At 44.9% G+C, this 19,180-nt stretch carries 18 protein-coding genes; 5 read left to right on the top strand and 13 right to left on the bottom strand.

Annotation, left to right across the window (positions count from 1 at the left end; translation table 11 throughout):
- Positions 1 to 10 precede the first annotated feature (10 nt).
- Entirely contained in the window at positions 11 to 583 is a 573-nt protein-coding gene (locus BLT41_RS01750; RefSeq protein ID WP_092157658.1) for a hypothetical protein, read from the bottom strand.
- Between the two features lie 107 nt (positions 584 to 690).
- Entirely contained in the window at positions 691 to 2,058 is a 1,368-nt protein-coding gene (locus BLT41_RS01745) for a phosphomannomutase/phosphoglucomutase (RefSeq protein WP_092157656.1), read from the bottom strand.
- Positions 2,059 to 2,323: 265 nt separating this feature from the next.
- On the opposite strand from BLT41_RS01745, the gene hflK reads away from it, so the two are divergent.
- The 3 genes from hflK (at position 2,324) to glf (ending at position 5,536) form a co-directional block, all read left to right on the top strand.
- A complete protein-coding gene (hflK, locus tag BLT41_RS01740; RefSeq protein ID WP_092157654.1) occupies positions 2,324 to 3,400 on the top strand; it encodes an FtsH protease activity modulator HflK in 1,077 nt (358 codons plus the stop codon).
- On the top strand, positions 3,400 to 4,257 hold the full coding sequence (hflC, locus tag BLT41_RS01735) for a protease modulator HflC (RefSeq protein ID WP_092157652.1): 858 nt from the start codon (positions 3,400 to 3,402) through the stop codon (positions 4,255 to 4,257). Before hflK ends, hflC begins: the two co-directional genes overlap by 1 nt.
- A gap of 154 nt (positions 4,258 to 4,411) precedes the next feature.
- Positions 4,412 to 5,536 (top strand): UDP-galactopyranose mutase, encoded by a 1,125-nt coding sequence (glf, locus tag BLT41_RS01730; RefSeq protein WP_092158778.1) that lies wholly within the window; start codon positions 4,412 to 4,414, stop codon positions 5,534 to 5,536.
- Between the two features lie 117 nt (positions 5,537 to 5,653).
- Here glf and BLT41_RS01725 read toward each other — a convergent pair whose 3' ends face one another.
- From BLT41_RS01725 to BLT41_RS01710, 4 genes are all read right to left on the bottom strand, one after another.
- A complete protein-coding gene (locus BLT41_RS01725) occupies positions 5,654 to 7,096 on the bottom strand; it encodes an HAD-IIB family hydrolase (protein WP_092157650.1) in 1,443 nt (480 codons plus the stop codon).
- Between the two features lie 160 nt (positions 7,097 to 7,256).
- Positions 7,257 to 7,928 carry a (d)CMP kinase gene (gene cmk / locus BLT41_RS01720; protein ID WP_092157648.1) on the bottom strand — a complete coding sequence of 224 codons (672 nt, stop codon included), beginning with the start codon at positions 7,926 to 7,928 and terminating at the stop codon, positions 7,257 to 7,259.
- Positions 7,928 to 9,022, bottom strand: a complete 1,095-nt coding sequence (gene hisC / locus BLT41_RS01715; RefSeq protein ID WP_092157646.1) for a histidinol-phosphate transaminase — start codon at positions 9,020 to 9,022, stop codon at positions 7,928 to 7,930. The genes cmk and hisC overlap by 1 nt, the downstream gene beginning before the upstream one ends.
- A gap of 171 nt (positions 9,023 to 9,193) precedes the next feature.
- Positions 9,194 to 9,634: a universal stress protein gene (locus BLT41_RS01710; protein ID WP_092157644.1), complete on the bottom strand. Its 441-nt coding sequence runs from the start codon at positions 9,632 to 9,634 to the stop codon at positions 9,194 to 9,196.
- A gap of 285 nt (positions 9,635 to 9,919) precedes the next feature.
- Between BLT41_RS01710 and BLT41_RS01705 the strand changes: the two genes are divergently transcribed.
- On the top strand, positions 9,920 to 10,402 hold the full coding sequence (locus BLT41_RS01705; protein WP_092157642.1) for a hypothetical protein: 483 nt from the start codon (positions 9,920 to 9,922) through the stop codon (positions 10,400 to 10,402).
- A gap of 201 nt (positions 10,403 to 10,603) precedes the next feature.
- Here BLT41_RS01705 and dsrP read toward each other — a convergent pair whose 3' ends face one another.
- The 6 genes from dsrP to BLT41_RS01675 form a co-directional block, all read right to left on the bottom strand.
- Positions 10,604 to 11,776: a sulfate reduction electron transfer complex DsrMKJOP subunit DsrP gene (gene dsrP / locus BLT41_RS01700; protein WP_092157640.1), complete on the bottom strand. Its 1,173-nt coding sequence runs from the start codon at positions 11,774 to 11,776 to the stop codon at positions 10,604 to 10,606.
- Positions 11,777 to 11,788: 12 nt separating this feature from the next.
- Positions 11,789 to 12,574 (bottom strand): sulfate reduction electron transfer complex DsrMKJOP subunit DsrO, encoded by a 786-nt coding sequence (dsrO, locus tag BLT41_RS01695; RefSeq protein WP_092157638.1) that lies wholly within the window; start codon positions 12,572 to 12,574, stop codon positions 11,789 to 11,791.
- Complete coding sequence (dsrJ, locus tag BLT41_RS01690; RefSeq protein WP_092157636.1) at positions 12,574 to 12,951, bottom strand: sulfate reduction electron transfer complex DsrMKJOP subunit DsrJ; 378 nt, start codon at positions 12,949 to 12,951, stop codon at positions 12,574 to 12,576. Before dsrJ ends, dsrO begins: the two co-directional genes overlap by 1 nt.
- A 3-nt stretch (positions 12,952 to 12,954) precedes the next feature.
- Positions 12,955 to 14,562 (bottom strand): sulfate reduction electron transfer complex DsrMKJOP subunit DsrK, encoded by a 1,608-nt coding sequence (gene dsrK / locus BLT41_RS01685; RefSeq protein WP_092157634.1) that lies wholly within the window; start codon positions 14,560 to 14,562, stop codon positions 12,955 to 12,957.
- A 62-nt stretch (positions 14,563 to 14,624) separates the two neighbouring features.
- Entirely contained in the window at positions 14,625 to 15,620 is a 996-nt protein-coding gene (gene dsrM / locus BLT41_RS01680) for a sulfate reduction electron transfer complex DsrMKJOP subunit DsrM (RefSeq protein WP_092157632.1), read from the bottom strand.
- A 48-nt stretch (positions 15,621 to 15,668) separates the two neighbouring features.
- On the bottom strand, positions 15,669 to 16,199 hold the full coding sequence (locus tag BLT41_RS01675) for an RsbRD N-terminal domain-containing protein (protein WP_092157630.1): 531 nt from the start codon (positions 16,197 to 16,199) through the stop codon (positions 15,669 to 15,671).
- Between the two features lie 430 nt (positions 16,200 to 16,629).
- On the opposite strand from BLT41_RS01675, the gene sfsA reads away from it, so the two are divergent.
- Positions 16,630 to 17,337: a DNA/RNA nuclease SfsA gene (gene sfsA / locus BLT41_RS01670; RefSeq protein ID WP_092157628.1), complete on the top strand. Its 708-nt coding sequence runs from the start codon at positions 16,630 to 16,632 to the stop codon at positions 17,335 to 17,337.
- Between the two features lie 92 nt (positions 17,338 to 17,429).
- On the opposite strand, the gene BLT41_RS01665 is transcribed toward sfsA, so the two are convergent.
- Complete coding sequence (locus BLT41_RS01665) at positions 17,430 to 18,935, bottom strand: catalase (RefSeq protein WP_092157626.1); 1,506 nt, start codon at positions 18,933 to 18,935, stop codon at positions 17,430 to 17,432.
- Positions 18,936 to 19,180: the final 245 nt, after the last annotated feature.

The following is a 19,180-nucleotide window of genomic DNA, read 5'->3' as shown; positions in this document are numbered from 1 at the left end:
AATTAAGTAGTTATTCTTTTACTGGAGAGGATTCAGGATCGTGCAGATCGCTGTTGTAATCTTCCTGTTGCTGAGTAGTTTGAGGCGGAGAACTGTCCACGCTGATTAATTTTTCCCAAATCATGGCAAGAGCTGTTTGCAACGTCACAGGCCACTTATCGTTTTTGAAGTTGCCTGTAAAATGATTATGCTTGAGGTCATTAATAAAATTTGCACCCAGCGCGTGACGCACGAGTCCTGGAAAATAAAAAACAACCTGTTCGTATTCTGGAGAAAGTCCTATAAACAGTTCTTTAGAGTCAGGTGTTATTTCGGGAATTTTACCTGTCATGATATGCACTTTTGTCTTTACTCCGAATTCAGAGCGCATACTTCTTATAAATCCATTTATGAAATCCCGGTCAGTTTTGCTTAAGCTTTTGGTTTGATCCCAAATGGAGTTTCTTCCTTGAAGTTTTTCAAGGGTGCGCTCATTGTTTTGCCAGAAAGCCCATCCTACGATTGCAAAAATTACAATCATTCCAAGTAGTCTCAGAACTTTTTCTTTGCGCGAGTTGCCTTTGGGGACTATATTTAGAGCCATTTTGTATACCTTTTCGATAGTTGATAAATTGCTTCTGCACCATGTTTAATAAAACTGTATGCACGTATAATAGCAAGTATTAACTGTACTGTAAAAGTCAGCACGAACTAAGAACTTAATTCATCTGTCAAACGGGCTAAAAGTGATTCAACTATAGTTCTGACTTGTGTCAGACGCTCAGGTGAAGAAGCTTCAAAGCGCAGAGTTAATGCCGCCTGTGTATTTGATGCTCTGATAAGCGCCCAGCCGTCTTCGAAAAGAATCCTTGCTCCATCTATGTCTATAACATCGTATTCTGTTTTAAATTGAGTGGTTGCCAGTTCGACAAGTTCAAATTTAATTTTTTCGGGGCAGTCAATGCGCAGTTCTGGTGTGAAAAATGTTTCAGGCCAGTCTTCAAGCATCCGTGAAAGTGGTTTTTCTTCCTGTGAAAGAATTTCAATTAACCGCAGTGCTGCGTATAAACCGTCGTCGAACCCGTAGAAACGATCGGCAAAGAATATATGTCCGCTCATCTCTCCGCCGAGTCCCGCGCCGGTTTCAGCCATTTTAGCTTTCATAATTGAATGGCCTGTTTTCGCCATGAGAGGTTTGCCGCCATGCTTGCTGATATCTTCGAACAGCAAGTGACTGCATTTAACATCCGCAACGACCATTTCTCCGGGTATTTTGCTTAACATGTCCCTCGCATAGATGGCGAGAAGACGATCTCCGGGCATTAATTTGCCAGTCTCATCAACGGCTCCTATCCTGTCCGCGTCACCGTCAAGGCCGATCCCTGCTTCTGCTCCATGTTCCACAACAGCTTTCAGCAGATCGCCCATGTAGGCTTCAACCACAGGGTCGGGATGATGGTTGGGGAAGTCTCCGTCAGGCTCACAGTATAAGGGAATGACTTCTGCGCCAGCTTGTCTGAGCAGTTCAAGCGCAATGTGTCCGCCCGCGCCGTTGCCACCGTCCAGCACGACTTTTACAGGCCGTTTCAGTTTTATACCTGAAAGCAGATCTTCAATGTAATATGGGATGATATTATGGAATGATCCCATTCCGGTCCCGTCAATAAAGTCTTTATTTTCCATAAGCTTATAAATTTCTTGAATGTCACCGCTGTGGATGGTTGTATCCTCTCCCCATACCTTGAAGCCGTTAAATTCAGGAGGATTGTGGCTGGCGGTGATCATTACTCCGGCCTTGTAGTTCAGTTTTTTTGCCGCAAAATAGAAAGCCGGACTTGGCACCATATCCAGAAAAAGGACATCAACTCCGGACATGTTGAGTCCGCGTAGAATTGCTGCCTGATAGGCAGAAGAACTGTGTCTGCAATCATGTCCGACAACAGCGCGGTTCCAGCCTTTGCGTCTGAACCATGTTCCGCAGGCACGTCCAAGATTTTCGACCCATTCTTCGTCAAAATCAACGTCTACAACTCCGCGTATATCGTATGCTCTGAAAATTTCTCTGTTGATGGCTTTCATGTATTGAAGTCTCCAAAAAGATATGAATTGTTGATTTTGCTTAGTAGACGGTATTCGTAATGTTAATACAGGTAAAAACATTAATCGCGAATATGTCAACTGTGGCCTGTTTTTAGGGTAGTTCGCTGTATTATTTGTATGTTCCTTCAAAAGTTGTGATTATAAGGGGTCTTCAGAGAAATTGTTACTGCTGTTTTTTGATAATCTTACCGCCTAATGTCCGATCTTCCTTGACCTGCTCCATTGTGTCGCATATCAAAATAACATGAACTGGGACTGGGATAAACTATCGGAACAACGGCAGAGGAACACTGGCTCTAAAACGCCGGGTGTGGATGAAATAAATTCCACGATCAAAAAATTTCGCGGAACCGGATTGCCGGGCGGAAAGTATGTCATAATCGGAATTATCGTGCTTTGGTTTCTTTCAGGAGTCTACATTGTAGAACCTGATGAAGTCGGAGTGGTAACCCGGTTTGGTAAATACGTTGCCACCACTAACCCCGGACCGCACTACCACCTACCGGTTCCTATTGAATCGGTAATGAAACCGCAGGTCACACGCATCAGGCGAGTGGAAGTCGGTTTCCGTTCCTTTGGATCTTCCCGCTCATTCACACAGGGGCAGTCCCGGAACGTTCCCGAAGAATCTCTGATGCTGACAGGTGATGAAAACATCGTTGATGTTCAATTCATCGTTCAATATCAGATTAAAGATCCTGTTGAGTACCTTTTCAAGGTAACCAATCAGGATAAGACTCTTCAGGACGCAGCCGAAGCCGCCATGCGTGAAATTATCGGTAAGACCAAAATTGAATTGGCACTTACTACAGGTAAGTTACAGATTCAGACTGAAACCAGAGCTTTATTGCAGTCCATTGTGGATTCGTATGAGCTTGGTGTTAATGTGCTTGCCGTGCAGTTGCAGAATGTGCATCCACCGGCTGAAGTCGTTGACGCCTTTAAAGACGTTGCAAGTGCTCGTGAAGATAAAAGCCGTTACATCAACGAAGCTGAAGCATATCGTAATGATATTCTGCCGAAAGCTCGTGGACAGGCCGCTGTTATCCTGAACAGAGCTGAAGCGTACAAGGAAACTAAAGTACGTAAAGCAGAAGGTCAGGCTAAGAGATTCATGGCTGTTTATCGCGAATACACAAAAGCTAAGGACGTTACAGTTAAACGTTTGTATCTGGAAACAATGGAAAACATCCTTTCCAATCCTGATGTGACCAAGGTTATTCTTTCAGATAGTGCTGCTAAAAGAGCGCTGCCGTTTCTGTCTTTGGACGGAGGGTCGTTCCCTGTTAAAGCTATAACTAATAAGAAGGGGGTAAAGTAATGAGTTTACTTAAAAAAAGCTCCGCACCCCTGGCAATATTACTTATATTTTTAGTTTTGGGAGTTGCGCAAAGTGCATTTATTGTAAAGCAGACTGAGAAAGCAATCGTATTGCAGCTTGGTAAGCCTAAAGCCGGACCACTTGGACCGGGACTTCATTTTAAACTCCCGTTCGTTCAGAACGTGATTTATTTTGATTCGCGCTTGCTTGAGTATGACGCTCGTCCTGCTGAAATTCTGACTAAAGATAAGAAGAACATGGTTGTGGATAACTACTCCAAGTGGCGCATTACTGACCCCTTGCAGTTTTATCGCACTGTTACTTCTATTCCTCGTGCTCAGGCTCGTCTTGATGACATCATCTATGCTGAGCTTCGAGTCGCTCTTGGTGGATATACCTTGATTGAGATTATCTCCAGTGACCGTACTGCCATTATGACAGAGGTTACTCTGAAATCTAATGAACTGGTTGCAGATTACGGAATCGAAATCATTGATGTACGTATTAAACGTACTGATCTGCCTCCTGAGAACGCCCGTGCTATTTACGGACGTATGAGGGCGGAACGAGAACGTATGGCAAAACAGTACCGCTCTCAGGGTAGTGAAGCATCAGCCCGCATCACTGCGCAAGCTGATAAAGAAAGAGCAATCACTCTGGCTGACGCCAACCTCAAAGCAGAAATTCTTCGAGGTGAGGGTGACGGAATCGCTACTAAAACATACGCTGACAGTTTCGGAAAGGCTCCTGGATTCTACGAATTCAAGAAGTCTCTGGAAGCATATGAAAAAGGTTTCAAGGAAAACACACGGATCATTCTTTCACAGGATAATCCATTCTTGAAATACATGAAGTAGTCTAGATTATTATAAATAATGTGGGGGGAGTTCTAAAAGACTCCTCCCATATTTAGCTGCTCAAAATGTTGATTGCTTCGTAAAGTTATAATCAGTGGTTTCTCTAAGAAAATATGTTTCTTGAGGAACCTTTTTTTATATGGGAGTCCGAATTGTGTCGCATAAATACGTAGTCGTTGGAGCAGGGATAACGGGTTCAGTCATAGCGCGCCGCATTGCTGAAGAGCGTGGAGAGAAGGTGCTGGTTCTTGACAGCCGTAACCACATCGGAGGCAATTGTTACAGTCGGTTTGATCCTGAAACCGGGATTGAAGTTCATCGCTACGGAACTCATATTTTTCATACTTCCGAGCGTAGAGTTTGGGACTATCTGAACCGCTTCACGGAATTCAACAGCTATCGCCATAAAGTTCTGACTACCTATAAGAACCGCACCTACCATATGCCTGTAAATTTACAGACGATTAATTCTTTTTTTAATCTGAGTTTACGCCCGCATGAAGTTGCCGGATTCATTCAGAAGCAAAGCGAAAAAGAGAACATCACCGATCCTCAAAATTTAGAAGAAAAGGCCATCAGTCTTATCGGTCGTGATCTTTATGAAGCCTTTGTCAAAGGGTATACGCTTAAGCAATGGGAATGTGATCCGCGTGAACTTTCCGCCGATATAATCAGTCGATTGCCGTTTCGCCACACTTACGAATGTGATTATTTCACCTGCCGCTATCAGGGGTTGCCGTATCAAGGGTATGGCAAGATGTTTGAGAATATGCTGGATCATGAGTTGATCACCGTTCAGCTTGAAACAGATTTTTTTGATATCCGTAATGAGTTGCCGGAAGATTGCACGGTCTACTATTCCGGTCCGGTCGATCGCTTTTTTGATTACTGCCACGGGGAGCTGACTTGGCGTTCGCTGAGATTTGAATATGGGACAGAAGATGTGGTAGATTATCAGGGAACATCGGTTATGAATTATGCCGATATTGATGTGCCCTATACTCGCATTCATGAATATCAGCACCTCCATCCAGAAAGGGAAAACAAGAGCGGCAAAACCGTCATCTCCCGCGAGTTCTCCATGAAGTGGAAGCAGGGTGAAGAACCATATTATCCCGTCAACACCGCAGAGGACCGCAAGATCTTGGAATTGTATCAGGCTGAAGCGCAAAAACTACCGAGAGTTCATTTCACTGGAAGACTCGGGCAGTATAAATATTACGATATGGATAAGGCTGTGCTGGCGGCGCTTGAGATTGAACTAAAAACCCTCTCCTGAAATATTTCAGGAGAGGGTTTTTTTAGTCTAAATTAAGCCTTGTATTACGGGGGCTGATAACGAGTTTTTTATTAAATAAACGAACTCTTTTTTCTGGTCCGTCAGTGTTGCTGTTTACTAATATTGTGCCAGCCATTTACTTGGAATTTCCCAACTTCCACCTTTTGCGGATTCAACAAGAGCATCCAACAACTGTGCGACTCCGTTGTCGATGCAGGAAGGAATATTCAGGTCGGCGGCTGGGAGGACATCTTCAGTTGCATTGGCAACCGCCGCGCTTAGACCCGTAACGCCGAACATGCTGAGATCGTTTTCGCTGTCGCCGATTGAGATACTGTTCAAATCAGACCAGCCTGCTTCGTTCATAATATGCATGGCTGCGGCATGTTTTCCGTGTCCATTGGGGCATATTTCTAGAAATCCATCAGCAGTGCGCACACAAGCAAGTCCTTGTTTGGCAGCAAGATCTCGAACGAAAGCGCATCGTTTTCTGTCATTTTTATGGGAGAAGGTAAGAACTTTGAATATTCCGCCTTTGTCCGGAGTTGTGCCCGGTTGTGGAAGAATTTCTCCGACAAACTTATAAGATTCGATTTCAGCCTCTGTTAATGGCGATCTGGTCCATATTCCACCAGCAACATAGGTTGCGTAGTGGATTCCTTCTGCAATAAGAATGTCTTCAATAGCTTTGTAATTTTCGACCGTAGGTCCGTAAGAAGTAAGGTGATCATCTTTAATGATCATCGAGCCGTTTACCCCTGAATGCGGGCCTTCCATGCCTGATTCCCGTAGAAAATCACGGATGCTGATAAGGTGCTTTCCCGTAATAAGGGACATCTTTCCACCTGCTTCAACATATCTGTACAAGGCCTCGGTTGTGGCTGTATTGATCGTTTGACCCGGATATATGAGCGTGCTGTCAATATCGCAGAAAATCCATGGCAGGGACGTTTGCTGTTGGTTGGAGATAGCCTTAACATAAGCAGCTTGTGTTGCCCGCGCTTTTGGAAGTGTCCACTTGGCTGTTTCCTGAGCGTAACTACTGGCTCCGGGTCTTTTTTTAAATTCACTTATTCTTTGTCCGAAAGAAAAAGATTGTCCCACTGGCGAAGTTCGGAAATCACAATAGCTGACACCTTTCAGTGTGTGGTTGTTTTCAGAAGGATCAGGAAAATTTTTATATATATTTTCAATTTCAGGATAGAAGTGGATGTCTCGTTGTGTGCTGGAGTGCCATAAAACAGCTTCTATGACTTCATCTTGCGCTCCGGCATGTGCAAGGAAGGCTGCGCCGTCTAAAGGGTGGAATCCGGTCTGTCCCAGCTTCTCAGAGTAACCGACGTCATGGAAAAGTGCCGCAGTAATCAATTTTTCCGCCTGCTCTTCGTCCAGTCCTGTCTGTCTGGCGATTCTTTCAGCTGTCCGGGCAGCTTGTTTCATATGAGCAAAGCGTGTCGAGTTTGCGGGGAAAAATGAACCGGCAAGATCTTCTGTTAGAGGCTGGTTTACTATATTTGAAATATTTGGAAACAGTTCTTTTAATTTGCAGGAAAGGTTCAAGGAATTCTCCGATTTATTATTCTTAAAGGTCGTTTGAAAGTTCAGCTAATTGAGTAATGGCGCGTCCGTCAAAGTCAAGTTCTGTTGCTGTTACAAAAGAATCAGGCCGCTTGAATATAGTGATTCAAGCGGCCTGATATATTGAGTTTGTAAAATATAATTAAGCTGATATTTTTTTAACTTCTGCGACAAGTTTTTTAAAAACTCCGTCGATATCAAGCTTTGTTGTGTCAACAATGATGGCATCATCTGCGGCTTTCAGAGGAGCTTCTTTGCGGTTGCGGTCCTGATCGTCTCTTGCTCCGATTTGTTCAATCAGTTCGGTGAGATTTGCAGGTTTGCCCATTTCTTCAAGCTGAGAAAAACGTCTGCGGGCTCGTTCTTCTAAGTCAGCATCAAGGAAGAATTTACAGGGAGCTTGCGGGAAAATAACCGTGCCCATGTCTCTGCCTTCTGCAATAAGAGAGGTCGTGTTTCCAATCTCGCGCTGTGCTATCTTTTGGAAAACGCGGACGGCTGGAATTTTAGCAACGTTAGAGGCCCACATACCCACTGTTTCTGTGCGAATGTCGTTTGTTAACGCTGTTCCGTTAAGGCTGAGCACAGAGTTGCTTCCAGAACCGGACAGAGTGAACGAGAAGGATTTAAGAGCAGTCTCAATTTTAGAGCTGTCCCAGTCCCATGAATCTTCGCCCAGTTTCCAAGCGGTCGCTCTGAACATTGCTCCGGTATCCAGATAGGCAATTTTAAAATGATCTGCGAGACGTTGAGCAAGTGTTGATTTACCTACACCGGCAGGGCCGTCGATAGTTATGATGAAAGGGACCGCCATTACAGAAGCTCCTTGAGGTTTTGTAAGAATATTTTATTTTCACGATCTGTGCCCATATTCACACGAATATATTCGCCGAGGCCGAAGCTTTTAAGCGGGCGCACAATGAGACCGCGTTTTAGAAGTTCTTCAAAAACTTCTCCGGCATCGCGGGTGGGTTTGAACATAATAAAGTTGGATTGCGAAGGCAGAACTTCACATCCCATAGCTGTAATTTCGTCTGTGAAGAGTTTTCTGCCGCGCAGAACAACGTCCAGAGTCTCATTATAGAACGCGTCGTCGTCGAGTGCAGCAAGGGCTGCTTCTTCTGCAAGGAGGCTGACGGTGAAAGGAGCACGTGCGCGGTTGATGTAACCGGCAAGCTCTGTACTCATTATGCCGAATCCGACCCGCATTCCAGCCAGTCCGAAGGCTTTAGAGAATGTTCTGAGCAGGACGATATTCGGAAATTCATTTAACAGCGGACGCATGTCATATTCTTCCGCAGGGGTTGCGAAATCAATGTATGCCTCGTCTATGGCAAGGATAGTTTGTTCGGGAATAGCCATGACCATTTCGCGGACATCTCTTGCCGTGACTGCAAGCCCTGTCGGATTGTCAGGAGTCGTTACAAAAACTATGGCAGTTTTGTCTGTAACCGCAGCGGCCATAGCTTTAAGAGGCTGTTTATGATCAGCTTCGCGGGGAAGCTGTCGGAAATTTATACCGCAAAGACGAGACATAAGGCTGTACATGCTGAAACATGATTCATAGGTCAGCACTTCGTCACGACCGGGTTCGGCTTTAACTCTAATCAGCAGGTCGATAACTTCGTCAGAACCGTTTCCGCATATGATGTTTTCTTCAGCAAATCCGTACCGTTTTGCAATAGCTTTATTCAGGCGGGGGTTGCCGTTATGCGGGTAACGAAAAATATTAGGGGCATGACGTATTATTGCTTTTTGAGCGAGTGGAGAGGCTCCGAGCGGATTTTCATTGCTCGCGAGTTTAATAACATTATCCAGACCGTACTTCTCTTTGATCTCTTCGATGGTAAGTCCAGGAGCGTAGGGTTTGGTCTCCATCACGTCAGGGCGGACTTTGATAGGGGACATGCTGATATCCTTTTTCTTTTGATTATTAATACGGGGCGAAGTTCTCTAGTAGTTTGGAACATGTTTTTTGTCAAAAAAAAGCCCTCTTATCCGTTTGGATAAGAGGACCGCTTGCAGGTTTATGCCTTGATAGTTGTCGGTATCGTATCGGCTTTAACTTTAAACGACTAGTTATTCAGGTCTGACGGTAAGCACAGGGCATTTTGCAGCTTTAACGACCTTTTCTGCAACGGAACCGAATAGAATACGATCAATTCCTCTTCTGCCGTGGGTTCCCATGATAATCATGTCTACTTCTTCAGCTTTAGCGAGAGTTAAAATTTCTTCAGCTGCGTAACCGGTCATTACTTTTCCGTTAACCTTTGCATCTTTAAAGTTTTCTTCGATGAAGGTTTCCATGGTTGTGTCTGCTCCGGTAACTATTTCGCCGACAAAATTTTCAATGGAACTTGGCGGAACATGGAATCCTACATATTGATCGAGTGAAGGAGCAACATACAGGCAAATGATTTTAGATCCCATAGTTTTGGCAAGAGTGTTTGCATAATCAGCTACTACCGGGCTGTGTTCCGAAAAGTCCACTGCGCAGAGTATCTTTTTGATGGTAATCATAAATATCCCTCCGGATTATTTAGTTGTGCAAATGAGTTAAGTATATGGAAAAATCTTTCTTTAATTAAATAATAACTGATTCTTCATGACATGGACAAGCTTTTTCTTATGTTTTATCATTGTATCAGAGAAAACAGGTATGGTTACGATTTGTTTATGATCTAGGAAATAATTTCCGGTCTGTATTTATATAAAAGGTCATCAATTCAGCTGGTTGACTAAAGTCTAGACTTTGGCATGATGATTGCAAAATTAGTGTGAAACCAAAGGCTGAGGAGTAAAAAGATGAAGATTCGTCCTGATCAGATTGAGGCTTTGCAGCAACAACAGCAGCAAGCTAATAAGACTAAGAAGGTAAACGGGACGGCATTTGGGGAAGTTTTGAATCAGGAAGCCCAGCAAGTAGAGGGGCAACAGACTTCAAATCTTCCTCCGGTTCCGGGTCTTCAGTCCATTAATCCCCTTCTTCAGATGCAGCAGGTCGCATCCGTGCAGGCTGCAACAGTGAATGAAGGCGAGTTTGTCGGCAAGATTGAAAATCTTTTCGGAGAGCTGGAAAACTATGCCAAGCATCTCGGTTCCCCTGATTCTGGTGGACTGAAGAATGCTTACAAGACTCTTGAAGGTGTTCAAGGTGGTGTTGAATCCCTTAAGAAGGATTGGCCGGGCGTAGCCAGTGAGAATCCTGAATTGAACAGTATTGTTAACGAACTCGAAGTAATGGCGATGACCGAACAAATCAAATTTAACCGCGGGGATTACGTTTAGTCGAGCTTCGACTGAACACCGGAGAACCTGACAGTTCTTTGAGCGTCTCCGTAAGCGTGATTAAAATTACGCAAAAAACCGAATATCCAGATGGGTGTTCGGTTTTTTTATGTAAAAAAAGTGCTGATCATTAAATACAAAAAAAGCCCGTTCCAATAAAGGAACGGGCTTTTTAATTACCTAAGAGGTGAGCTGGCCTGATTACTCAGGTTCAACTAGCTCGCCAAGGTCGCGTTTGATGTCTGTGGCAACCTTATAAAGGATTGTCAGGACAAGAGCACCAATAGCGTAGACCATCAAGGAAACCATCAATTCTTTGCCGGTAGGCCAGTAAGTGGTGATTTCGTTGAATGGGTTTGGAGTAAGACCACCAATCAGCAGTGCTAGACCCTTATCGATCCATGTTGCAATAACGAGGAGGATAAGTGCCCATGGCAGCAGTTTCTGATTGTCGCGCAATTTAGGCGGAACAAGCAGAGCTAAACTGATGAATGCAAATACTGTTGCTGTCCACATCCAAGGAACCAGTTCAGTGTGTCCATGGCTACCTACGAATAGGTATGCGAGGGAATGAGTATGACCTGGGATATTGGAGTAGAATGCGGTGAACACTTCAAGCAAGAAGAAGAATACGTTCACGAGCATTGCATAAGTAATGATCTTTGTAAGTGTGTTGATTGCAGCTTTTCCTGGATCGTAATCAGTAACCTTGCGGGTAATGAATACAACCAGAAGAAGAATAGCAGGTCCAGCACAGAATGCAGAAGCTAGGAAGCGGGCAGCCAGAATGGCGGTAAGCCAGTAATGACGGCCTGGAAGTCCTGCATACAAGAACGCGGTAACCGTATGAATAGAGAACGCCCATACGATGGATGTGTAAGCCAAAGGCCTGATCCATTTTGGCGGTTTCACACGCTGGCGTTCAGATTCTAAACATGTCCACCCGATAACTACGTTCAGGAGCAGGTAACCGTTAAGAACGATCATGTCCCAGAACAGGATTGAGTTAGGAGTCGGATGGAAAATCATGTTCATCATACGCTGTGGCTGCCCGATGTCTACGATAATGAAACCGAGACACATTATGACAGCTGCAATAGCCATGAATTCACCCATGATTACCATGCCTTTAAACTTCTTATAGTGATGGAAGTAGTAAGGCAGAACGATCATAACACCGGAAGCGGCGAGACCGACCAAATAGGTAAACTGGGCAATATAGAATCCCCAGGAAACATCACGGCTAAGGCCCGTGACGGTAAGTCCTTCCTGTAATTGATTCAGATATACAGTGAAGCCTGCGCCGATAATAAGAAGCAGGAAGAAAATCCAGCTCCAATATTTCGGGCCACCTTTGAGTGCTTTTTCGAGCATATCAGTTTCCCCCTAAATGATGTAGTACACGCCGGGCTCGGTGCCGGCAGCGGGGTTCCTACGGATGGTGAAGTTCTCCCTAAGAACCTTTCTGACGTTTGAATCAGGGTCCTGAAGATCACCAAAGGTCATCGCGCCACTGGATTTTTCCACACAAGCGGGCATTTCGCCAACGGCGAGACGCTCTACGCAGAAGTTGCATTTTTCAACAACACCGCGCATGCGGGTGGGGAACTTCACATTGATCTTTTCCATATCGAGATGGAGTCTTGGATCCATGAAGTTGAAGCTACGAGCACCAAAGGGGCAAGCAGCCATACAGTAACGACAGCCGATGCAGCGATGGTAATCCATTGCTACGATTCCGTCAGCACGCTGGAAGGTCGCCTTTGTGGGGCAGACGCGTACACAGGAAGGGCTTTCGCAGTGGTTGCAAAGCAACGGGAATTTGCGTTTTTCAAGCTCTTCCGAAGGGAAGTTATTTGTTTGATATGGGAATGTTTCGGAATAAGTACCTTCCCACAACCATTTGACGTCCTGTTTACCAGGAATCGTTGGAACGTTGTGGATGTGGTGACAAACTTCAGCCAGAGCGTTTATTGCTTCATCAGTGTTGAGCTTGCGGGTGTCGATAACCATAGCCCAGCGTTTGGCATGTTTGGAGTTAGCGTTGACAACAGCATGTGCTTTGCCATATCCGCCTCCGCCTGATGCCAGAGCTGCAGCTGTGGGAGCAAGACAAAGTCCTGCTGCCGAGAGGCCTGCAAACTTGAGGAAGTTTCTTCTACTCTGTTTCATTATTTTGCCTCCTTTGGAGGTACGTGGCAATCCCAGCAGTACGGGGTTACACCAGCGTCAGTATGACACTTGTCGCAGAATTCCACTTTGCTGGTATGGCATTCCATACAGGTATTCTGGAGACTGATAGTGTATTCCTTGCCGTTTGCACTGATATATGTCCGTTTGCCATCACGAAGAGCCATGTCTCTCCACTCGTTAAGAAGCTGCATATGTGATGTACGCATTTCTTCTTTGGGAGCGACACATTCTTTCGCATTTTTAGGCAGTTCAACCTTAGGCTGCTCGTACGTTCCTCCCATATTGAACCAGAAAGGGAGAGAGATGAGCCCAAGGAAAAGAACCAGACCAGTAATTATTTTTCCACCGTATTGCATCTGTTATTCCTCCTTCTTAGGCAGAGGGTTCAAACGAAGGTCAGTTTCTCTTTCTTTCTCGCCGTCGAGAATAAGAGCATTACCGACAAGTTCGTGAACACCGCAGATGTCAACGCCCGGAGCCCAGTAGTCGGCAAGCGGAATAAGCGTTGCACGGTCAATTGCACAGATACAGGCCATCATGTTTACATCATGTTCTTCCTGTACTGATTTCAATGCGTTGCCGCGAGGCAAGCCACCGCGCATGCGTATTTCCATGATTTCGTCAGTGTTCAGACCTGCTCCGCCTGCGCAGCAGAATGTCTGCTCACGAATGGTCTGTTCTGGCATTTCATGGAAGTTTTTAACAACGTTATTGAGAACGTAGCGAGGCTCATCCAAAAGACCCATGGCCCGAGCAGGGTTACAGGAATCGTGGAAGGTTGCGCGAATATGATCATTTCTGGTCGGATCGAGTTTCAGCTTATTATGCTTCATAAGGTCAGCTGTGAACTCGGCGATGTGAACCATTTTAGTCTGAGCAGCGTTATGGAAAACAGTACCGGTGATCGGACTTTTAGGAACTTCGAGGAAGTTCGCTGGGCCGTTCATTGTATCCATGTACTGGTTAATTACGCGCCACATGTGACCGCATTCGCCGCCGAGAATCCATTTGACTCCTAGGCGTTTTGCTTCAGCGTACATCTTCCCGTTGAGTTTCTTCATCATGTCCGCAGATGTGAACAGGCCGAAGTTACCGCCTTCAGAGGCATAAGTGGAAAGAGTATAGTCCAGACCGATATGATCGAAGAGCATCAGGTAACCCATAAAGGTGTAGATGCCCGGGTCAGCAAAAACGTCCCCGGAAGGAGTGATGAAGATAACTTCATGTCCCTTTTCATTAATTGGAACGTTAAGTTTTTTGCCTGTGATCTCTTCGATGTCGTCAACCATGAATTCAACGATATCTTTGAAAGCGTGTGGCTGGATACCGAGATGGTTACCTGTACGGTTACAGTTAGCAACCGGTTCCATGATCCAGTTAATATTCACGCCGCAAAGGTGAAGCAGTTCACGTGCCATCATTGTTACTTCAGCTGTATCGATGCCGTAAGGGCAGAACAGTGAGCAACGGCGACACTCAGTACACTGGTAAAAGTAAATGAACCACTCTTTAAGAACGTCTTCGGTCATAACTCTGGAACCGGTGAGGGTTGTCAGAATTTTTCCGGCCATGGTGAAGTCCTTACGGTAAACAGAACGCATAAGTTCTGCACGAAGGACCGGCATGTTTTTAGGATCGCCGGAACCGATGAAAAAGTGGCATTTGTCAGCGCAAGCGCCGCAACGCACACAGACGTCCATGAATACTTTAAGAGAACGGTATTTATCCAGTCTCTCTTTGAATCCCTGATGGACAATGTCCTGCCAGTTTTCAGGGAGTTTCCAGTCCACGTCAGCAGGAGACCATTGGCGTGGGTTCGGGAAACCTAAGTATTCGAGTTTATCTGCCTTAGCAGGGTAACACCAGTTCCCGGGAGAACAGTCAACCGGGGTATCCATCCAACCTGTGGAAGGTGGTGTATAGTTAATGCTTTTAAAAAGCTCATCAGCTTTTGGGAGGTCAGCCATGTCAACTCCTCAACAAAAGGTATTATAAGGTCCAACCAACACATAAAGTCCGCTGGACTTTATTATGCCTCTTTGTCCACAGGGAGACCCGCTTCAATCATAGGTTCCCTGAAGTCGTCTTCATAAGCCGCATAGCTATGTGGCTTGATGTTCGGATCATTCCAAGGGTTCTCGTGATGCTTGATGCGGGTGTTGTTAGGCATATTCCTTGTAGGAGAAAGGAAGATACCACCTGCATGCATAAGCTTGCTGAATGGGAAGTAAATGAGCAGTGTACAGACTAATAATAGGTGTACATAGAAAGATACATCCACATTTGCGGGAATTACTGGGTTGAAGGTTACAAGTCCCATAGTAAGCTGTTTAATAGCCATAACATCTACTTTTGCGATAAAGCGCATGTAGATACCGGAAAGGCCGATGGCGATAATGAGTAACAGTGGGAAATAGTCAGTAACCAGAGAAATGTAACGGAGTTTTGCATCCCAAAGTCTGCGTGCGAGCAAGAAAGCCACACCGACAATGATAAGGATATCACTCATGTACATTCTGGGTGTTCCGATCTGGAAGATCCCGTCAAGCATTTCAACCCAGCCGATACAGGCGGGAATCGGCTCAAAGAAAAGTCTCATGTGCCTGATTACAATAAGCAGGAATGAGTAGTGAAACATAAGTGAAAACAGCCACAGCCATTTGGCGGAAGCATATGTCACTTTGCCGTCTTTGAGACCTACTTTTGTGTTCCGGAACAAAGAGCGGAAGCAGCAGACCTCAAGAAACATACGGATAAAAGTTTGACACGGAGTCACGGGGTTGTCGAACTTGTTGTGATGGATGAAGTCCAAAGACTTCTGCTGTCCGGCCGTGGTCGGAATACAAAAAGGAACCGGGCTTTTCGCCCATTTAATCATCCGGTAAGCGAAACCTACCAGAAATACGGCAACAGCTACCAAAGGTAAGCCGATGCCGAAGAGTTTTGCCATATGCGCTGTTTCTACTCCAAAAAGAGCCAGCAGCACTAGGGCAAAAACTAAAACGAGTGAGTACAAAGCGTTCATCTACCTTCACCTCGCTTATAACGTTTGGCTTCCCGGGGAAGCCGGCCACTACACCTGTCCGGCCCCTTTGGCCGAAGCATCCTCGATTTCGTTGACCCGCCTTAAGAGCATGTGGTGAGAGCGTTTAACTTCACCAATTCTCATCTGCGTGATCAAATCCCTATTCTTGGTATAGATGTCGAACGCGATCAGACCTAGGTTATCAACCCTGGTCTCAAACGCGAGCAACTCGTCAAGTCTACCTTCCTTTTTAAGATCCTGCATAAACTCATCTCTCAGCAGTTTCTTAAAAAGAAAAACAAAACTTAAAGCTCTTGATGGTGCAAATTCCTGAACAGCCCTTATTTTAATTAGGTCTTCCAGAGATTTTGCAATTGCGTCTACATCTTTCCATTCAATAATAAGGTCAAAAAGTTCTCTCGTGACCCTTTGAGTGGTAATTCCGACAGGATTTGTGAACTGATCGCTGTTGCTCTTCCATATCTTCTGAGTTGTTTCAGGATAGGAAGACAGGACCAAATCAAACCATTTTTTAGTCAGAACATTTCTTTTTTCTAACAATCTTTCTTCAAGGTTCATTGTAAGTTCCTGAATTAATTGTCTACGACAGAAATAAGGATCCTCAAGCTCTTGCTTAGGTCTTATAAAGATTTTCCGGCCTGACAATGAGGCTGGAAATGTGAATTCTGTCACGCTGTGACTAACAGCACGATATTCCAGATACCTAGTGATTCGTCAAGGTATTTTCCAGATATAATGACCCCCTTAGAGGTATGAAACTCTTTGTGTAACAAGGATTTTAATCTCCGAATAAGGAACCATACCAATAAGGAAACTGCCCGTTTTAGGTAGGGCTTATCACGTTTGCGAGATAATTAATTCTTTTTTTGTCAGGAGTTTTCGTGCATTCAAAATTTACGGATATTTTTTTTTGAGAATAAAATAATATTATTAGTTAAATGACCCGGGGTATTTTTTTTGAGGTGTAGGATATATACATGAGGGGCAGATGTCTGAATCATTGATTATTTATCCGGAAGGCTGCCGGAAAGCTGTTTTTATAAAAAGATATAAAAGATTTACCGTCGAAGCTTTGCTTGATGGTCAGATTATATCTATTCATACAAATAATACCGGTTCTATGCTTGGCTTGCTGCGGGAAGGGCAGGAGATATTTATTTCTCCGGCATTGAATCCGGCGCGTAAGCTTAAATGGACTCTCGAGATGGTTAATCTGTCAGGTTCGTGGGTTGGCGTGAACACTTCTGTTCCAAACAAAATGATACAGAGAGCCTTTGAGGTTGCGGTTTTGCCTGAATTGAAAGGGTACACCGCAATCAAGCGTGAGGCTGTAGTCGGTAAAAGTCGTATTGATGCAAAATTTACCGATGAGTCAGGGCGTCTGCCGGATTTATGGGTTGAGTGTAAAAATGTCACTCTTGTAGAAGAGGATGTGGCCTGCTTTCCTGATGCGCCCACTGAACGGGGACAGAAACACCTTGTTGAATTGATGGCTCTTGCCGCCGAAGGGTATAGGGTCGCGATGTTCTTTTTTGTTCAGCGTAATGATGGAAAATGTTTCGGTCCTGCTGATTTTATCGACCCCAAATATGCAAAATTGTTTGAGCAGGCTCTTGCGGAGGGAGTTGAATGCTGGCCGTATCAGGCAGAACTCAGTGAAAAAGGAATTTCAATCGGTGAGAAAATGAAATTTTAATGTGAGTATAATAAGCTGATATAAAACAATTAAAAAGTCCGGAAAATTTTATGAAATTTTCCGGACTTTTGTTTTTTCAGTTTGTAGGGCGGTTAAGAAGCTGTAGCCTTTACTCTGTCGGCTTGATTCATATTTGCCAGCTTTTCAACTTTAGCAAGATCAAGCTCAAGCCCTTTTGCGATGCGGGTGCCATAGTCTTTATCTGTTTTATAGAAGATTGCAGCCTGTCTGAGCTGGATGCGTTTCTGTGCTCCGCTCAAATGTCCGATAATATTTCTCGTCAGATTTACCCGGTCCTGTTCACTCATAACATTGCGATACAGATTGCCGGCCTGAACAAAGTCATCGTCTACAAGTTTATAACTATGTTGCGCTGCATTGCCTTCGATCGGCAGTGGAGGTTCAAGGGCTGTTTCATCCGGTCCAGCGGTTCCGAAGCTGTTCGGCCAGTAATTAGGTCCACCGCCTCCGCCATCATCTACACGCATAGCTCCGTCGCGTTGGTAATTAAGCTCAGGAGCGTTTTTGGGCATATTTACGGGGATGAGCTGGTAATTTGTTCCAAGTCTGTGGAGATGGGTGTCGTGGTACGAAAACATGCGCCCTTGGAGCATCTTGTCAGGTGAGGCTCCGATGCCGGGTACAAGATTGCCGGGGGTGAATGCCGCTTGTTCTACTTCGGCAAAATAATTTTCCGGATTTCGATTCAAGACCATCTTCCCTACAGTGATGGGTGGTACTTCGGAATGAGGCCATACTTTGGTAATATCAAAGATATCCCATTTGAAATCTTTGGCTTGCCGGGGAGTCAGTATCTGCATCTCCAGCGTCCATGACGGGAAGTCCCCATTTTTAATGGATTCATGCAGATCCCGGGTGGCATGATCAGGATCTTTGGCACACATCGCACCTGCTTCGGCCGCAGTCATGGTTTTTGAGCCTTGGTCTGTTTTAAAGTGATATTGGACCCAGACGTATTCACCTTTTTCATTGTACCATTTGTAGGTGTGGCTCGAGTAACCATTCATATGGCGGAAGGTTATAGGGGTTCCTCTGTCCGAGAAAAGAATAGTTACCTGATGAATTGATTCAGGTGTGAGGGATAAGAAATCCCAGAACATGTCGGGATCTTTTAAATTGGTTGCAGGATTACGTTTTTGGGTATGTATGAAATCAGGAAATTTCATTGGGTCGCGAATAAAGAAGACCGGGGTATTATTGCCGACCATGTCGTAGTTGCCTTCTTCAGTGTAAAACTTGATGGCGAAACCACGCGGATCACGTTCGGCATCAGCAGAGCCTTTTTCTCCTCCGACTGTTGAAAAGCGCACAAATAGATCAGTTTTTTTGCCAACCTCAGAGAGGAAGGCCGCTTTTGTGTATTTAGTAACATCAGCAGTTACTTCAAAATAGCCGTATGCACCGGCTCCTTTGGCATGAACCACGCGTTCAGGGATGCGCTCGCGGTCGAAGTGGGCCAGTTTCTCTAGAAGGTGCATATCCTGAACTAGGACCGGGCCTTTTTCTCCGGCTGTTTGGGAGTTTAGGTCGTCACCTACAGGTTTCCCGAAGGCTGTCGTCATTTTCTTTTTTTTCATGGCAGAACTCCTTTTTATTTGTGTAAACGGTTGGTTCTTTATCAGCCTTCCTTGTAGCACTCTGAATGCGTAATTGGAATAGTAATTGAGGATTTGCATGAAGAGTGAACAAATGTTTGGTTGAGAAGTTCTCTTTACGCCTGAAACAAAAGGGAAAATCCCTATTCTCTTAGTGTAAAAGAATAGGGATTTTCAGACCTGACGGGTGTTGAAAAGCTTGGTGCCCGGCCGGGACCGGGTTAATC

It is taken from the genome of Maridesulfovibrio ferrireducens (assembly GCF_900101105.1).
Lineage (GTDB): Bacteria > Desulfobacterota > Desulfovibrionia > Desulfovibrionales > Desulfovibrionaceae > Maridesulfovibrio > Maridesulfovibrio ferrireducens.
Note: the sequence above shows the minus strand (reverse complement) of the source record. Positions and strands in the feature narration are given on the sequence as shown.

Coding starts and splice junctions, on each gene's coding strand:
- BLT41_RS01750 (WP_092157658.1), bottom strand. CDS start 583: ATGGCTCTAAATATAGTCCCCAAAGGCAACTCGCGCAAAGAAAAAGTT.
- BLT41_RS01745 (WP_092157656.1), bottom strand. CDS start 2,058: ATGAAAGCCATCAACAGAGAAATTTTCAGAGCATACGATATACGCGGA.
- hflK (WP_092157654.1), top strand. CDS start 2,324: ATGAACTGGGACTGGGATAAACTATCGGAACAACGGCAGAGGAACACT.
- hflC (WP_092157652.1), top strand. CDS start 3,400: ATGAGTTTACTTAAAAAAAGCTCCGCACCCCTGGCAATATTACTTATA.
- cmk (WP_092157648.1), bottom strand. CDS start 7,928: ATGGCGGTCCCTTTCATCATAACTATCGACGGCCCTGCCGGTGTAGGT.
- hisC (WP_092157646.1), bottom strand. CDS start 9,022: ATGTCCCCTATCAAAGTCCGCCCTGACGTGATGGAGACCAAACCCTAC.
- BLT41_RS01710 (WP_092157644.1), bottom strand. CDS start 9,634: ATGATTACCATCAAAAAGATACTCTGCGCAGTGGACTTTTCGGAACAC.
- BLT41_RS01705 (WP_092157642.1), top strand. CDS start 9,920: ATGAAGATTCGTCCTGATCAGATTGAGGCTTTGCAGCAACAACAGCAG.
- dsrP (WP_092157640.1), bottom strand. CDS start 11,776: ATGCTCGAAAAAGCACTCAAAGGTGGCCCGAAATATTGGAGCTGGATT.
- dsrO (WP_092157638.1), bottom strand. CDS start 12,574: ATGAAACAGAGTAGAAGAAACTTCCTCAAGTTTGCAGGCCTCTCGGCA.
- dsrJ (WP_092157636.1), bottom strand. CDS start 12,951: ATGCAATACGGTGGAAAAATAATTACTGGTCTGGTTCTTTTCCTTGGG.
- dsrK (WP_092157634.1), bottom strand. CDS start 14,562: ATGGCTGACCTCCCAAAAGCTGATGAGCTTTTTAAAAGCATTAACTAT.
- dsrM (WP_092157632.1), bottom strand. CDS start 15,620: ATGAACGCTTTGTACTCACTCGTTTTAGTTTTTGCCCTAGTGCTGCTG.
- BLT41_RS01675 (WP_092157630.1), bottom strand. CDS start 16,199: ATGAACCTTGAAGAAAGATTGTTAGAAAAAAGAAATGTTCTGACTAAA.
- sfsA (WP_092157628.1), top strand. CDS start 16,630: ATGTCTGAATCATTGATTATTTATCCGGAAGGCTGCCGGAAAGCTGTT.
- BLT41_RS01665 (WP_092157626.1), bottom strand. CDS start 18,935: ATGAAAAAAAAGAAAATGACGACAGCCTTCGGGAAACCTGTAGGTGAC.